Genomic DNA, 16640 nt, shown 5'->3' with positions numbered 1-16640 from the left:
TTATCCCTATCTCAGTGAGGTTTCATTATGAATAAAAAAATGTCTTTAACATTGATTGCCATTGGACTAGGTATGTCACTTAGTAATATGGCTGCAGCACAAGAAAAATTAATTGTGTACACATCAATGAAAGAATCATTAATTGGTGCATTAAAAGCAAAATTTACTGAAAAACATCCAGATGTTGAAATGGATTATCAGTCTGCCGGCGCCGGAAAATTAATGGCTAAAATTGCAACGGAAAAAGAATCCGGGAAAATTATGGCCGATGTGATTTGGACAAGTGAAGTACCTGACTTCTTCCAAATGAAAAAAAATGGCATGCTTGAAGCTTATATTTCTCCTGAAACTGCCAATATTGTTAACCCAATCCCTAACTTTGATGGTTCTTTTACCCCAATCCGCCTCGGTACACTAGCAATCGCCTACAATACCCGCTTCGTTAAAGATAACCCGCCTGCTGAATGGACTGATATCTTAAAATCTGAATATAAAGGTGCGTTTGGTATTGCAAATCCTGCATTATCGGGTACGTCATATATGAGTGTATCTTTATTAAAAGATAAATTTGGTTGGGAATTCTTTGAAAAATTAAAAGCAAATAAAGCTAAAGTAGGTAAAGGTGCAGGACAAGTTATCGACGATACCGCATCTGGTGATTTATTAGCCTCTCTCGCTGTTGACTATATTACCAACGATAAAATTAAAAAAGGCGCGCAATTAAAATTGGTTTATCCAAAAGAAATGCTCGTCATCCCTAGCCCTGCAGCAATCTTAAAAGGTACTGAACACCTTGCTGCTTCACAAAAATTTATTGACTTCTTACTTTCTGAAGATGGACAGAAAATTATTGCAAATGAAGGGACATTACCAGTTAGAAAAGGTATTGAACTTGATGCTAAATTTGGTATGCCATCTCTAGAAGATGCCGTATCAAGAGCGATTCCTATTGACTATGAAAAATTAATGTCAGAAAAAGAAGAAACAATTAAACATTTCACTCAAATTCTTCAAGGTCGTTAATCAGTAAGGAGTCGTGATTATGGCAACAATTACATTTGAAAATATATCCAAAAAATTCGGTTCAAATGAAGTGTTAAAAAATCTTTCCTTAGTTGTACAAGATGGAGAATGTTTTACGCTTCTTGGCCCATCCGGCTGTGGGAAAACTGTCTTATTACGCCTGCTTGCAGGATTTGATGTGCCAGATAGTGGCCGTATTTTAATTGATGATGTGGTTGTTGCCGATCCTGCTACAAACACGGATATTCAGCCAGATCAACGCGGTTTAGGTGTGGTCTTCCAAGATTATGCTGTTTGGCCGCATATGACTGTCTTTGACAATATCGCCTACCCTCTTAAATTAAAGAATATTGAAAAACAAGCTCTTCATAAACAAGTGATGGAAGTTGTCGAATTAGTTAATTTAATTGGTTTAGAAGAACGTTTACCTTCTCAATTATCAGGGGGACAACAACAGCGTGTTGCTCTTGCAAGGGCATTAGTTGCTAAACCGTCTTTAATGCTCTTAGACGAACCTCTCAATAATTTAGATGCCAATCTTCGAGAAGAAATGCGTTTTGAAATTAAAGAATTACAGAAAAAACTCGGTATTACTATTCTTTACGTAACACATGACCAAGAAATTGCCCTAGCAATATCTGATCGTTTGGCCATTATGAATGAACATGGCGATATCCAACAAGTTGGAACACCATGGGACATTTATGAGCGCTCAGAAAATGAGATGGTATTTAAATTTATGGGACTCGCAAATTTCATTCCAGTCCGATACGAAAATAATCATCACTATATTGGAGAAGGTAATCAAATTTTAAACTGGAAAAACTTGCCACCTAACTCAGGGAAATTAGGATGTCGACCTTCCGATATCATACTAAGCAAAGACAATGAAGGTTTACTAGGAAAAATATCAAGAGCCAGCTTTCTTGGCGCGGTAATGGATTATATGGTAGAGATTGATGGTGTAACACTGCGAACAGAAATCCCAACTAATAAAGCATTACGTAATAATTTAATGTTCAATGAAGGTGAAAATTGCTTTATCAGTTTTCATGATTTGCTTTGGTTTGATTCTGCTAAAGAAATCTAGAGGGGTTTATTATGGCTACAACTATTCAAAATAATCATCCATTCAATATTGCTAACGTTATTCTAGCCTTATCTATCGGTATCTTAGTTATCGTTGTTGCGGTTCCTGTTTTACTTATTTTCCTCAATTCTTTTTGGGTTGATGGGCAATTTAATATCACCGATGTGGTGAATATTCTGAAGCAAGAAGAAACCTATGAAGCATTACTCAATTCACTTTTCATCGCATCTGGCGTAACTGTGATGAGTACGATTATTGGTACATTTTTTGCTTGGTTAGTGACTCGAACAGATCTACCTTATAAAGGTTTTATGAAAGTGATGTTCCTTGTACCTTTTATGCTTCCTTCTTTCATTGGGGCATTAGCTTGGAAAATGTTACTTTCACCACGTTCTGGTTACATTAACCAATTCTTCATGGATTTAGGTTTTGATGGACCTATTTTTAATATCTATAGCTACGCCGGTATTATGGCTGTAGAAACGATGTATCTTTTCCCATTCGTCTTTATCCAAGTCTGTGGTGCATTAGAGCGCATGGACCCTACATTAGAAGAATCAGCGAGAATCTCTGGCGCAAGCCTCTTTACCATTACACGTAAAATTACCATTCCTCTCGTCATGCCAAGTATCCTTTCTGGTGCATTACTCATTATGCTCTATTCTATGGCTCACTTTGGTACAGTTGCCGTACTAGGCGTAGAAAATGGTATTTTCAACATTCCAACCCTTATTTATGAACGTATTCACCAAAGTGCGGGTAGTTTTGAAGCCATTCGTACCGGTACTGTACTTGCAACTGTTTTAGTATTCACTGCGGCACTAATTATTTGGTTACAAAACAAAATCTTAAATAAAGGCCGCTTCCAAATTATTGCAGGTAAAAGCTTTAGACCTATTGAAGTAAAACTTCGTGGTTTGAGAAAACCGTTGCTTGTTATTTGCTTACTCTACATCGCCTTTACAATCGTATTACCTACAGTCACGATTTTCCTTGTTGGCGGATTAAAAACCTATGGACTACCAATTACATGGGAAAATCTCACATTAGATAACTATAAATTCATCTTATTTGAATGGCAGTTAACAAAAGATGCAATTCGCAATAGTGTGACTCTCGGTCTTGCTGCAGCACTGATTACCATGTTTGCCGGGGTAATGATTTCTTATGTTATCGTTAAAATGCGTGTTCGCGGAAAAGGCATTCTTGAGTTCTTAGGTATGTTGCCATTCTCCGTACCTGGCTCTGTCATTGCTCTTGGGGTGATTCTTGCCTGGAGTGGTAAATTTGGCATCAATCTCTACAACACAGTTTGGATTATTTTAATTGCTTACATTGCACGTTATATGGCTTTCTCACTTAAAGCTAACTCTGCAGCACTTGAGCAAGTACATGATTCATTAGTTGAAGCTTCTCGAGCATGTGGAGCAAGTATGTGGCAATCCTTAAAAGATATTGTTATCCCACTCGTAAGACCAGGGATGATTGCTGCTTTCTTCCTGATTTTCCTTCCAGCTCTACGTGAATTGACCGTTTCTGTTATGTTATATGGTCCTTCTACACGAACCATCGGGGTAGCAATTTATACCCTAAATGAAGATGGTGAAACCGTTTATTCTGCGGCATTAGCGGGTATTGCCCTAATAATTATTGTGTTAGGTCAAACCGTTATTAAACGTTATGCTGAAAAGAAAACTCAAAAATAGAAGGTTAGGAGTAAAAGATGAGCTATATTCAATTAAATCATGTCATGAAAAAATTTGGTGATGTTATTGCCATTGAAGATCTTAACCTTTCTATCGAAAAAGGCGAATGTTTCTCTATGCTAGGGCCATCAGGTTGTGGAAAAACAACTACCCTACGAATGATTGCAGGCTTTGAAGACTTAGATGGTGGGGAAATTAAAGTCGGTGATAAATTACTGTCATCGAAGAAAAACAATTTCTATCTCCCGCCAGAGAAACGCAATTTTGGCATGGTCTTTCAGGCCTTTGCGGTATGGCCACATATGACGGTATATGATAACGTTGCCTTTCCGTTAAAACTCAAAAATATTTCAGCCCAAGAAATTGAAAAACGAACAACCGATGCGCTAAGACACACTAATTTACTTAGTGTTGCCAATAAAAGCCCTGATGATTTATCTGGTGGCGGAAAACAACGAGTGGCACTTGCTAGAGCATTAGCAATTAACCCAGACGTCATGTTACTAGACGAACCATTATCAAGCTTAGATCCTCATCTTCGCGAAGAAATGCGTTTTGAAATTAAGGCATTACAGAAAAAATTTGGGTTCTCAATTATTTATGTGACTCATGACCAATCTGAAGCGATGGCTCTTTCAGATCGTATTATGGTCATGAAGAAAGGGGCGGTACAACAAATTGATACCCCATTAAATATTTATAACAACCCAGCTAACAAGTTTGTCTTCAATTTTATCGGGTTATCAAATCAATTAAATGTAAACCTGTCATCACAAGGTATTCATATTGATAAAGTTGATGGTATTTTTAATCTTCCAGAAATGCCAAATAATGACTTACTTTCACAAGGAAAAGCGATATTAGCAAGCCGTCCATCTGACATTGAATTTGTTCAACAAGGTGGAATCCCTGGTGTCGTAAAACGTCGCTCTTATCTTGGTGAAGTGACGGATTATAATATCCAAGTTGGAGATCAAGATATTCGTGTTCAAATTGGGCGACGAGATGCTGGCCCGAAAGAAGGGGAAACATGTCATATAGCCTTTGAACATTTGCATTGGTACCCTGCTGAATAACATATCTTAAGTGTGGTTAAATTTAACCGCACTTTTATTTTTTTATGATAATTAAACAAGTTTTTCTCAGTATTAACTAATCTTTGATCCTGCTCACAATTTCAAAAAAATAAACTTTCTTTATTTTTCAACTCTTTCTACAATACCTTTGTTTTTATTATTAAAAACACACAATTCAATTTAACTTCAGATATCACAAGGGTCTAATTATGAAAATTTTAACTTGGCCTGTGGTTGCAGGTGCTGCACTTGGTATCGTTGCGCCACTTCTCACTTACAATGGCAATCCTGGTAATATGGGATTTTGTGCGGCTTGTTTCTTACGCGATACAGCAGGATCGCTTGGATTACACCACGCTGCCCCATTACAATACCTTCGCCCAGAACTCATTGGATTAGTTTTAGGAGCACTCGCCAGTGCATTCTTATCTAAGGAATTTAAACCTCGTGGTGGCTCTGCCCCACTCGCTCGTATTAGCTTAGGCTTTTTTGCGATGCTTGGTGCACTCATTTTCTTAGGTTGTCCATGGCGTGCTTATTTACGATTAGGCGGTGGTGATCTCACTGCAATTGCAGGTATCGTAGGATTATTTGCCGGTGTATTAGGTGGCATTTTCTTCGCTAATCGAGGATTCTCATTAGGTAAATCTAAGGAGCAAAGCCAATCTTCTGGCTTAATCGGTCCAATCTTTGCCGTGATTTTGCTTGTTTTAGCCTTAACCCAATTTAAATTTGGTGAAAATCTCGCGATTTACACCTCTGAAAAAGGCCCGGGTGCACAACATGCAGCTATTTGGATGTCACTTGCTGGCGGATTACTTCTCGGTGTGCTGATGCAAAAATCGCGTTTTTGCACCATTGGGGCATTCAGAAACTTTGTCCTCTTCCGTGATGCACATTTATTAAATGGTGTGATTGCACTGATTGTCTTTGCAGCAATAACCAATGCCTTATTAGGTCAATTCCATTTAGGTTTTGAAAAACAACCTATCGCGCATAATGACTATCTCTACAATTTCCTTTCTATGGCACTTTGCGGTCTTTGCTTTGCATTAGGCGGTGGTTGCCCTGGCAAGCAATTAGTTAATATTGGTGAGGGGAATAATGACTCGGCATTATTTGTGCTCGGTATGCTACTGGGCGCAGCAGCGGCACATAACTTTGGTTTCGCAGCCGCTCCTACTGGCGTTCCAATCTTTACGCCTTATGTTTTAATTGCCGGCTTTGTGGTTTGCTTATATATCGCACTAACTAATAAATCTGAAGCCTAATATCCATCCAGAATAAACAAAAAGGAAGTCAATTATGACTTCCTTTTTTCGTTTTTAAAAGTGCGGTCATTTTTAACCACACTTTCCACATCATTAAAGTATATTTTTCTCGCCACGGGAAAGACTAATTAAGCCTGAACGAACAATCTCAAGTAATGTACTTTCTTCTTTCACAGCCTCAACAAAAGCATCTAATTTGTCTTTTGTACCCGTTAATTGAATAGTGTAAGATTTTGTTGTTACATCCACAATCTGACCACGGAAGATATCGGCTAAACGTTTTAGCTCATCACGTGATGAACCCGTTGCACGTACTTTCACTAACAACACTTCACGCTCAACATGCTCATGTTCACTCAAGTTAATAACTTTAAACACATCCACTAACTTGTGAAGTTGCTTTTCGATTTGTTCGAGTACTTGCTCATCACCCACTGCTTCAATCGTCATACGAGAAAGCGTTGGATCGTCCGTAGGTGCCACAGTTAAGCTTTCAATGTTAAATGCACGTTGGGAAAATAAGCCGACCACACGAGATAATGCACCGGATTCATTTTCTAATAAAACAGATAAAATTCTACGCATTATTCGTTCTCCTCTTGTGGTTTGCTTAAAATCATCTCATTCATCGCCCCGCCGCGAACTTGCATAGGGTAAACGTGTTCAGTTTCATCAACGTTAATATCAACAAAGACCAATTTATTTTTAATGCTGAAGGCTTCTTGTAATTTGCTCTCTAATTCATCTGGTGTAGAAATTTGAATACCTACATGACCATAAGACTCGGCTAACTTCACAAAATCTGGTAAAGAATTCATATAAGTTTGAGAATGGCGGCCAGAGTAAATCAAATCCTGCCATTGTTTCACCATGCCTAAGAAGTGGTTGTTCAAACAAATCACTACAACTGGAATGCCATATTGTGTCGCTGTTGAAAGCTCTTGGATATTCATTTGAATACTGCCATCACCCGTTACACAAACCACAGTTGCATCAGGATGTGCAAGTTTCACCCCTAATGCTGCTGGTAAACCAAAGCCCATCGTACCCGCACCACCTGAATTGATCCAACGACGCGGTAAATCAAACGGATAATGTAATGCAGCAAACATTTGGTGTTGCCCTACATCCGATGCCACATACGCTTGGCCTTTTGTAATGCGATACACGGCTTCCATGACTTGCTGTGGTTTGATGACGCCTGAAGTGCGGTCGAAATCCAAGCATTTTTTTGCTTTCCATTCATCGATTTGTTTCCACCAATCTTCTAAGTGATTTTGCGGACGCGAACCAATTTCTTCACCTAATAAACTTAAGAATTCATCCAATACATTTTTCGCGTTACCTACAATTGGAATAGCCGCAGGTACGTTTTTAGAAATAGAGGTTGGGTCAATATCAATCTGAATCACTTTGGCATTCGGGCAATATTTATCTAAGTTATTAGTGGTACGGTCGTCAAAGCGCACCCCAACACCAAGAATTAGATCACTTTCATGCATGGCTGTATTGGCTTCATAAGTCCCGTGCATCCCAAGCATGCCTAAAAATTGTTTGTCCGTACTTGGGTACACGCCTAAACCCATTAACGATGAGGTGACCGGTAAATTTAAACGTTGTGCAAATTGCGTTAATTCTTCATGACAGCCTGCCGCAATTGCACCACCACCCACGAATAAAACCGGTTTTTTAGCTACTAATAATGCTTTTAACGCTTTCTTAATTTGACCTTTGTGACCATTTACCGTTGGATTATAAGAACGAAGCTCAACAGATTTTGGATATTCGTAAGGATATTTTAAAGTTGGGTTTACCGTATCTTTTGGAATATCTACAACAACGGGACCTGGACGGCCTGTTGAAGCAATATAAAAGGCTTTTTTCAAAATACCCGGAATGTCTTCAGCTTTTTTAACGATAAAGCTGTGTTTAACCACTGGGCGAGAAATCCCCACCATATCACATTCTTGGAACGCATCACGACCGATTAAGCTACTCATGACCTGGCCTGAAATAATCACCATTGGTACCGAATCAGTATAAGCGGTCAAAATACCCGTAATCGCATTGGTCGCACCAGGTCCTGATGTTACTAACACACAACCTACTTTACCTGTCGCACGTGCATAACCATCTGCCATATGTACTGCAGCTTGCTCATGACGAACTAAAATATGCTCAATCCCACCAAGAGTATGGATTGCATCATAAATATCCAATACGGCACCGCCTGGATAACCAAATAAATACTCAACGCCTTCGTCACGCAAAGACTGAACCACCATTTCCGCACCGGATAATTTCTTCATATTTTACTCCTAAAACTGACCGCACTTTTATTTGTTACGATTCGTGTCAAAACAATGGAAACATCATACCGAAAGAAAACAGCTTGTCCAGCATGAGAAAAGTCTAAAAAAATGAATTAAAAAGCATTAAAAACTAACAAAATCAAAATATTAAGATTTAAATAAAGATAATTAATATAAAAAGCAGAAAATCGTAGTTTTATATGGAGTTTTATAAAAATAAAAATTTTTTATTCTTTTGTTCAAAATTTTGAGCTGGATCACATTTTAAGTGTTGATTTTTCTGCTGAGTAAGGAGAAAGGGAGAGATTATAAGAAAAAACCGCACTTGGAAGATCCAAAGTGCGGTTAGATTTTAAAACGTTTTAATTAGCCGTTATAGCGTTTGAACACTAAAGTTGCGTTTGTACCACCGAAACCAAAGCTGTTTGACATGACAGTTTGTAAGCCTGCATTTTCTTTTGTTTCAGTCACGATGTTGCAACCTTTTGCCGCTTCGTCTAATGTTTCGATATTAATGCTTGGTGCAATGAAGTCATTGTGTAGCATTAATAAGGTATAGATTGCTTCGTGTGCACCGGCAGCACCTAAAGAGTGACCAGTCATTGATTTAGTAGAAGAAATCGCAGGGATTTTGTCACCAAATACATTTTTGATTGCACCTAATTCTTTTACGTCACCAACTGGTGTTGATGTACCGTGTACGTTGATGTAATCAATTGGAGTATCTACCGTCGCCATTGCTTGTTTCATACAACGCTCAGCACCTTCACCACTTGGCGCTACCATGTCGTAACCATCAGAGGTTGCACCATAACCTACAATTTCTGCGTAGATTTTTGCGCCACGTGCTAATGCGTGTTCTAATTCTTCAACCACTACAACAGCACCACCACCTGCGATAACAAAACCATCACGGTTTGCATCGTAAGCACGAGAAGCTTTTTCTGGGGTATCATTGTATTTAGTTGAAATCGCACCCATTGCATCGAATTCAGTTGCACATTCCCAAGATAATTCTTCCGCACCACCCGCGAAAACCACATCTTGTTTACCTAATTGGATTAATTCAACTGCATGACCGATACAGTGTGCAGACGTTGCACAAGCAGAGCTGATTGAGTAGCTCACACCACGGATTTTGTAAGGGGTTGCTAAACAAGCTGACACACTTGATGCCATCGTTTTAGTTACCGCATAAGGACCAATCGCTTTCACACCGCGTGGACCACGTACTGCATCACAAGCGACTAATTGGTTGTGTGCTGAACCAGTACCTGCACCGATTACAAGACCTGTACGGTCATTTGAAACTTGATCTTCTGTTAAACCTGAATCTTCAATCGCTTCACGCATAGAAAGGTATGCATAAGCTGCCGCATCACCCATAAAACGATACACTTTACGATCGATATGCTCGCTTGGATCTAGTTTGATTGTGCCAGCAACATGGCTACGCATTTTCATTTCAATAAACTCAGGCACAACTTCAATACCAGATTTACCTGCTTTTAATGAAGCCAAAACTTCTTCTTTGTTGTTACCGATACTTGAAATAATACCAAAACCAGTAATTACAGCTCTTTTCATTCTTTATTCCTTATGAGTTAGGGGAAATTTAATTCAACTTACAGTTGTTAGCTGAACGCAATTTACTATGAAATGAAAATATTGCAAGCAATAATTCATTTGTTCGACCAGTTAAGTTTTAACCGACTCAAAATTTCCGTGCTATTATAAAAGAATTTGATAAGGCAAAAAAGGGCTAACACATGTTCACCATTCAGCACGCAAAAATTCATTTTAACCAAGAGAATACGCCTGTTTCGGATAAATTCGATGACGTGTATTTTTCTAATCAAGATGGTTTAGCGGAAACCCACTATGTGTTTTTAGAAGGTAATCAGTTGTGGGAACGTTGGGTTAATTATCAAGAAGCCCATTTTGTTATTGCTGAAACGGGGTTTGGCACAGGATTAAATTTCTTTGCGGTGACCACGCTATTCCGTGAATTTCGTCAAAAATACCCTGATTCGCCTTTAAAACGCCTTTATTTTATCTCTTTCGAAAAATACCCTTTGCCACTTGATGCATTACAACAAGCCCATTTAGCCTATCCGCAATTTTCTCGTCTTGCTCAGCATTTACAACAACATTGGCTTAATCCTATTCAAGGTTGCTATCGTTTTCATTTTGATGAAACCACGTTAGATCTTTGGTTTGGTGATGTGGCTGAAAATCTGCCGCAGCTGGGCAATTATATGAATAGCAAAATTGATGCCTGGTTTTTAGATGGTTTTGCGCCGAGTAAAAACCCAGACATGTGGAATGAGCAGCTTTATCAGCAAATGTTTCGTTTTACCAAGCTACAAGGTACCTTTTCGACCTTCACTGCGGCAAGTGCGGTTAGAAAAGGCTTAGAAAATGCAGGCTTTAATATTAAGAAACGCAAAGGCTTTGGTAAAAAACGGGAATGTCTTTCTGGTCAAAAAACGCAGGAAAAACTGACCGCACTTTCTACGCCCTGGTTTCATAGTCAGCCAGCCAATCTAAACAAGCAAAATATTGCCATTATTGGTGGTGGAATTGCTTCGCTTTGTACAGCCATTTCATTGGTTAAACGCGGGGCTAAAATCACAATTTATTGCGAAGATGAGCAAACTGCCCTCAATGCATCCGGCAATAAACAAGGGGCTTTTTATCCGCAACTGAGTGATGATAACGAACGCAATATTCGTTTTTATATTCATGCTTTTGCCTATGGCCATCAATTCCTACAATGGGCAATTCAACAACAAATCGAATTTGAACATGAGTTCTGTGGTGTCGCACTTTGTGCTTACAATGAGAAAGCTGAAAGTAAATTAAATAAAATTACTGAGCTGAATTTGCCTTCTGATTTATATCAGTCATTAAGTCAAACTGAATTAAGCGAAAAAGTGGGTTTATCGTTACCTTTTGGTGGCGGTTTTATTCCTCAAGGCGCTTGGCTTGCACCACGTCAGTTAGTTCAGCATGCTTTTGCCTTTTTAGAAAAACAAGGTGTCCAGATTAAAATATCACAAAAAGTAACCGCACTTTCTCAAATAGAAAATAGTTGGCAAATCACCACAGCTGAAAATAAAACTTTCTGCCATGAAGTGGTTGTTTTAGCAAACGGGCATAAACTCACTGAGTTTGAACAAACGCAAAAACTGCCACTCTACCCAGTTCGCGGACAAGTGAGCCAAATTCCGACATCGGAAAACTTACTTAAACTCAAAACCGTGTTGTGCTATGACGGCTATCTTACGCCAGTCGATCAAGCAAAAACCAGCCATTGTATTGGTGCCAGTCATGTTCGTGATAATGCGACTCGTGAATTTAGCCTAACTGAACAACAAGAAAATCAACAAAAAATTCAGCAAAATATACCTGAAGAGTGGACAAAAGAAGTAGATACATCGGGTAATCTTGCTCGAATCGGTGTACGTTGTTCGGTACGTGATCTCACACCAATGATGGGGGCTATTCCTCATTTTTCAGCACAGCAAACACAATATCAAAATTTGTTTAATTTACGACGCCGTAAACAACCAATAGAACAAGCCGCAAACTACCCTAATCTCTATTTAATCGGCGCATTAGGCTCACGAGGATTAACCTCTGCACCGTTTTTAGGAGAAACACTTGCTTCTTTAATTTATGGTGAGCCCTTACCGATGAGCGAAGATTTGATTCATAACTTAATGCCAAACCGCAGTTGGGTCAGACGCTGGTTGAAAGGGGCGGATGTGAAATAAAAAAAGTGCGGTTAAAATCAACCGCACTTTTTTAATACAAGCTTAAACGTTGTAATCGCTGTCTGGCGATTTCTTTGATTTCATCCTTTTTCGCCGTATTCATAATTTCCAAATAAAGCAATTTGGCCAAACCAATATTCACTTGTGTCCCAATCCCTTCTTCATACAAACGAGCCAAACGGAATCGCCCCTCATTGCTACCCGCATTCGCAGCTTTTTGGAACCATTCAAAGGCTTTGGTAAATTCTTTCTGATTGGTATAGATTTCCCCTAATGTAAGCATGGCATCAGGATCTTTTGTCGCACTGGTTTCAAATAATTTAATCGCTTGAGCGGTATCTTGTTTTACATAGTTATTGCCGTTGAAATACATGACCGCCAAATTATTGATAGCTTTAATACTGCCTCGCTCAGCAGCTTCGCTAAACCACCAATAAGCCAATTCTTTATTTTCATCTACTCCGCGACCTAAATTATAAAGCATCCCTAAATTGCTTTGAGCTTGTAAATTACCTTCCAAAGCTAAAGGATACATAATTTCAAAAACGCCTTTCCAATCTTGTTTCTCGGCCAGTTTTTGCGCCAGATCCATTTTTTGCTGTTCTGTCATTTGTGCTTTATCCACCAAATCAATGGTTTTCATCGCAAATGCTGAACTGCTTAAGGTAAGCGTGGTGAGGAATAAAAGTTTGGCTAATGTCTTCATCTTATAATGTCGCTATTAATAAAATAATCAAAAAAATGGCGGATGTTCCGAATTCTATTAGACCGACTTGCTTAACCGAAAGTTTCTTGGTTGGTAAATAAATAGCACGAATTAACGCCGGCACAAAAGCAAGTGATAAGACATATTGTTGGGTAAACAAGCAACCAAGCACACAAAGCACATGGAAAATAATAGAGGCTTTGAGATAAAGCGGATTTTTACGTTCACGCATCATTGATTTGACGTAAAGCGTCGTACCAATAAAAAATAGACTTGGATACAGCGCCACCCACCAGATTTTTTCATCAAAAGTGTGGTCAGAAAAATAATAGGATCCCATACCTGCAAGTGCAAAAATCGCAATACCTGCTAAATCATTGAGAAGATTACGTTCATCTTTTTTCTTGGTGTAATAGATACTCACCAACACAAAAGGAAACATGGCTGCAATAAAGAAAAGAATTTGCCAGTTATAAAAAATGGCAGGAAGCGCAAACAAAAAAGCTGCGACACCATAGATGATTGTCCACTTTTTATATTCCGCCATATTTTTGCCTTTAAAGAGACTCAGCATTGGATAACTCAGCAAATACATGCTGAACCAAGCTAAAAGCAAAAAGAAATGTGCCCAAACAGGTGAAGCTAATAACATACCATAAACAAAAGGTAATAATGCCATCACAATAGCACCATATTGATTCGAAATCAGGAGTTTCATAATTTTCTTTAGTTGATAAAAATTCTCAGTTATTTTATCCCACAATTTCTTGATTTACAAAGTCTAAAACCGCCTTTAGAATGGAACCATCTTCATCAAAAAGGAGCCATTATGTCGATTCAACGCATTCAACCAAGCAAACGCTTTTCTGAAGTGGTCATTCATAACAATACTGCCTATTTTGCAGGCCAAGTACCGGAAAAAACCGTTAAGCAAAATGCTTACGAGCAAACCAAAGAAGTCCTTTCACTGATCGATAAATTATTGACTGAAATTGGTTCTGAAAAAAGTAAAATTCTTACCACGCAAATCTTCCTTGCTGATATGACTGATTATGCTCAACTCAACCAAGCATGGGATGAATGGGTCGATAGCCAAAATCCACCAAGCCGAGCAACGGTAGAAGCAAAACTTGCGGATCCTGATTGGAAAGTTGAAATCGTTATTATTGCAGCTATGTAAACGCTGCTTTTTCAAAATGTGATCAACCGCAAAGAAACCTTTTTGTTTTTCCTTTACACTAAACATTGAATTCAAAAGAAGGAGTAATGTATGCAATCATGGATACCAGAAATATGGCAAGCCGCTGTAATTGGGCTTGTGGTTGGCGTAATCTTAGGCTATTTATTATTACGTTTAACGAAAGGTTCAGTTAAAAAACAAGTTCAGACCGAAGCTGAACTGAAAGAAGTGAAAACACAGTTAAGCGATAAACAAGCACAACTTGAAAAACATTTCTCTGAAAGTGCCGAATTATTTAAAACCTTAATTGGTGATTATCAAAAACTGTATCGTCACTATGCAGTTTCATCTGAAACCTTACTTGGCAGTAAACCAGCCGACAAAGGTTTATTTACTCAACAACTAGTGACTGCCTCATCAGAAAGTAAATCTGAAGAGCCGCCACGCGATTATTCCGAAGGTTCATCTGGCTTATTAAAAACAGATAAAGAAAACCAATAATGATTAACGGTTGAACAATAAAAAAATCAGGGATTAAATACTTAATCCCTGATTTTTTTATTAATGATTACTCAATACTTGAGCCGGCTGTAATTTTGCCGCTCGACTGGCTGGATAAAGACTGGCAAGTAAACTCAATACTAATGCCGCCACGAGAACTAATACAACATCGAACCAATGTAATTCACTTGGTAAGAAATCAACGAAATAGATACCATCTGATAACAATTTTTTACCGAGTAATCTCTCGATGCCTTGAATAATCGGCGTGAGATTCAGTGCGAGTACAACACCTAATACGATACCAATTAGACACCCTTTCATCCCTGCAAGTAAACCATACCAAATAAAGATTTGTTTAATAAAACCATTATTTGCGCCAAGGGTTCGCATAATTGCAATATCACCTTGCTTATCTTTTACCGCCATAATTAAGGTAGAAACGATATTAAAACAGGCTACCCCAATTACAAGCACCATCGCGATATACATCACGGTACGGATAAGCTGAATATCTCGATACATATAGCCAAATTTTGCCACCCAGTTTTGAATATAAAGCAGCTGCGGATAATCATTCAGCATCGAATAATCCATTTCTTGTACTTTAAATGGATCATCAACTTTCAATTCAACACCAGTAATTTGATCTTCACGATATCCCATTAACTCCTGTGCTTGAGGCAGGGCGAGTAAAGCATAACTGTGGTCTAACTGACCATCTAAACGTAAAATAGCGGTCACTTGAACACGCTCACGATTAGGTTGAGCCATTTGATCTTCGCCATTCGGTTGAGAGATTAATAACGACACCCAATCGCCTGCTTTAACATCTAACGCTTTGGCAATACCAGAGCCCAGCACCAATCCGCCTTCTTCTGCGAATTTTTGCCAGCCATCACCTTCCACAAACTTCCCAAGAGAGCTCACTTGATCTTCAGCTTGTTTATCTACCCCTTTCACTTGCACAACTTTAAGTTTATTGCCATTTTCGACTAAGGCAGTAAAACTCACAAAAGGCGAAAGTGCGGTAATTTTTTTGTTTGTTTTTAGACGTTCCGCTAGGTTCCGCCAATGGTTTAATGTGGCTTCATTGTCATGTGGATTTACCGTGATTTCCGTATGTGGCACGACAGCTAAAATACGCGAGTTTAATTCTCGCTCAAACCCATTCATGGCACTTAACCCCACAATCAACACTGCTACGCCGAGAGCGATACCAATTGCAGAGAATTTTGAAATTAACGCTACCAACGGATTCTTTTGCTTGCCCCGCTGATAACGCCAACTAATGAAAAAAGGCGTATTCATTATGCACCTTCCTTCAAAATGCCGTCTTGCATGGTTAAGCAACGAGACAGTTTTTGCGCTAATGACATATCATGGGTAACCAATAAAAACGCAATGTTTTGTTCTGCATTCAAGGTTTGAATCAACTCAAAAATACTTTCTGTGGTTTTATGATCTAAGTTACCAGTTGGTTCATCGGCTAAGACGAGAGCGGGATTATTCACTAATGCACGAGCAATCGCCACTCGTTGACGTTCCCCACCAGAAAGGGCTGACGGACGATGGGTAATGCGATGGCTTAAGCCTACTGCACCCAATATTTTTTCAGCACGATCTTTTGCTTCTGTTTTATTCTGATGACCAATTAACATCGGCATCATCACATTTTCTAATGCGGTAAAATCTGCCATTAAATGGTGAAATTGATACACAAACCCTAGATTTTGGTTACGTAATTTAGCCAATTCACTTTCAGACGCCTTTTGCAAAGATTGCCCTTTAATAAACACTTCCCCACTACTTGGCTGATCTAAACCGCCTAAGGTGTGTAATAAAGTACTTTTTCCCGAACCAGAGCTCCCCACTATCGCCACTAATTCTTGTGGTTTCATGGCAAAGCTTACGCCTTTTAATACTTGGGCTTGGTTCTCGCCTTCTTGGTAAAATTTATTAATATTTTGGCATTCTAATAAGTAGTTATTCATAT

15 protein-coding genes are annotated in these 16640 nt (G+C 38.8%); 8 read left to right on the top strand and 7 right to left on the bottom strand.

The window, feature by feature from the left end:
- Window positions 1-27: 27 nt before the first annotated feature.
- The 5 genes from AC979_RS00915 to yedE all read left to right on the top strand — a co-directional run bounded on the left by AC979_RS00915 (window position 28) and on the right by yedE (window position 6166).
- Window positions 28-1023 carry an ABC transporter substrate-binding protein gene (locus tag AC979_RS00915; protein WP_049372487.1) on the top strand — a complete coding sequence of 332 codons (996 nt, stop codon included), beginning with the start codon at window positions 28-30 and terminating at the stop codon, window positions 1021-1023.
- A gap of 19 nt (window positions 1024-1042) precedes the next feature.
- A complete protein-coding gene (locus AC979_RS00910) occupies window positions 1043-2113 on the top strand; it encodes an ABC transporter ATP-binding protein (protein WP_049372486.1) in 1071 nt (356 codons plus the stop codon).
- A gap of 11 nt (window positions 2114-2124) precedes the next feature.
- Window positions 2125-3819 (top strand): ABC transporter permease, encoded by a 1695-nt coding sequence (locus AC979_RS00905; RefSeq protein WP_014065220.1) that lies wholly within the window; start codon window positions 2125-2127, stop codon window positions 3817-3819.
- Between the two features lie 17 nt (window positions 3820-3836).
- Window positions 3837-4895 (top strand): ABC transporter ATP-binding protein, encoded by a 1059-nt coding sequence (locus AC979_RS00900; RefSeq protein WP_049372485.1) that lies wholly within the window; start codon window positions 3837-3839, stop codon window positions 4893-4895.
- Between the two features lie 209 nt (window positions 4896-5104).
- A complete protein-coding gene (gene yedE, locus AC979_RS00895) occupies window positions 5105-6166 on the top strand; it encodes a YedE family putative selenium transporter (protein ID WP_049372484.1) in 1062 nt (353 codons plus the stop codon).
- 93 nt (window positions 6167-6259) lie between these two features.
- Here yedE and ilvN read toward each other — a convergent pair whose 3' ends face one another.
- The 3 genes from ilvN to fabB all read right to left on the bottom strand — a co-directional run bounded on the left by ilvN (window position 6260) and on the right by fabB (window position 10065).
- On the bottom strand, window positions 6260-6751 hold the full coding sequence (ilvN, locus tag AC979_RS00890) for an acetolactate synthase small subunit (RefSeq protein WP_005695880.1): 492 nt from the start codon (window positions 6749-6751) through the stop codon (window positions 6260-6262).
- Window positions 6751-8475, bottom strand: coding sequence for an acetolactate synthase 3 large subunit (locus AC979_RS00885; RefSeq protein ID WP_049372483.1), 1725 nt, complete (start codon window positions 8473-8475; stop codon window positions 6751-6753). Before AC979_RS00885 ends, ilvN begins: the two co-directional genes overlap by 1 nt.
- Before the next feature lie 369 nt (window positions 8476-8844).
- Complete coding sequence (fabB, locus tag AC979_RS00880) at window positions 8845-10065, bottom strand: beta-ketoacyl-ACP synthase I (RefSeq protein WP_049372482.1); 1221 nt, start codon at window positions 10063-10065, stop codon at window positions 8845-8847.
- Between the two features lie 182 nt (window positions 10066-10247).
- Between fabB and mnmC the strand changes: the two genes are divergently transcribed.
- Window positions 10248-12257: a bifunctional tRNA (5-methylaminomethyl-2-thiouridine)(34)-methyltransferase MnmD/FAD-dependent 5-carboxymethylaminomethyl-2-thiouridine(34) oxidoreductase MnmC gene (gene mnmC / locus AC979_RS00875; protein WP_049372481.1), complete on the top strand. Its 2010-nt coding sequence runs from the start codon at window positions 10248-10250 to the stop codon at window positions 12255-12257.
- Window positions 12258-12288: 31 nt separating this feature from the next.
- Here the strand turns inward: mnmC and AC979_RS00870 are convergent, their stop codons facing one another.
- Both AC979_RS00870 and AC979_RS00865 read right to left on the bottom strand, forming a co-directional pair.
- Window positions 12289-12963, bottom strand: coding sequence for a tetratricopeptide repeat protein (locus AC979_RS00870; RefSeq protein WP_049372480.1), 675 nt, complete (start codon window positions 12961-12963; stop codon window positions 12289-12291).
- A gap of 1 nt (window position 12964) precedes the next feature.
- Window positions 12965-13681, bottom strand: coding sequence for a YwiC-like family protein (locus tag AC979_RS00865; protein WP_049372479.1), 717 nt, complete (start codon window positions 13679-13681; stop codon window positions 12965-12967).
- A 111-nt stretch (window positions 13682-13792) separates the two neighbouring features.
- Here AC979_RS00865 and AC979_RS00860 point away from each other — a divergent pair, with 111 nt between their 5' ends.
- Together AC979_RS00860 and AC979_RS00855 are read left to right on the top strand one after the other, a co-directional pair.
- Complete coding sequence (locus AC979_RS00860) at window positions 13793-14143, top strand: RidA family protein (RefSeq protein WP_049372478.1); 351 nt, start codon at window positions 13793-13795, stop codon at window positions 14141-14143.
- A 90-nt stretch (window positions 14144-14233) separates the two neighbouring features.
- Window positions 14234-14644: a YhcB family protein gene (locus AC979_RS00855; protein ID WP_049372477.1), complete on the top strand. Its 411-nt coding sequence runs from the start codon at window positions 14234-14236 to the stop codon at window positions 14642-14644.
- A 60-nt stretch (window positions 14645-14704) separates the two neighbouring features.
- On the opposite strand, the gene lolE is transcribed toward AC979_RS00855, so the two are convergent.
- Complete coding sequence (gene lolE, locus AC979_RS00850; protein ID WP_049372476.1) at window positions 14705-15955, bottom strand: lipoprotein-releasing ABC transporter permease subunit LolE; 1251 nt, start codon at window positions 15953-15955, stop codon at window positions 14705-14707.
- On the bottom strand, window positions 15955-16638 hold the full coding sequence (lolD, locus tag AC979_RS00845) for a lipoprotein-releasing ABC transporter ATP-binding protein LolD (RefSeq protein WP_049372475.1): 684 nt from the start codon (window positions 16636-16638) through the stop codon (window positions 15955-15957). The genes lolE and lolD overlap by 1 nt, the downstream gene beginning before the upstream one ends.
- Window positions 16639-16640 lie beyond the last annotated feature (2 nt).

Source organism: Parahaemophilus parainfluenzae, from assembly GCF_001053575.1.
Lineage (GTDB): Bacteria > Pseudomonadota > Gammaproteobacteria > Enterobacterales > Pasteurellaceae > Haemophilus_D > Haemophilus_D parainfluenzae_S.
Note: the sequence above shows the minus strand (reverse complement) of the source record. Positions and strands in the feature narration are given on the sequence as shown.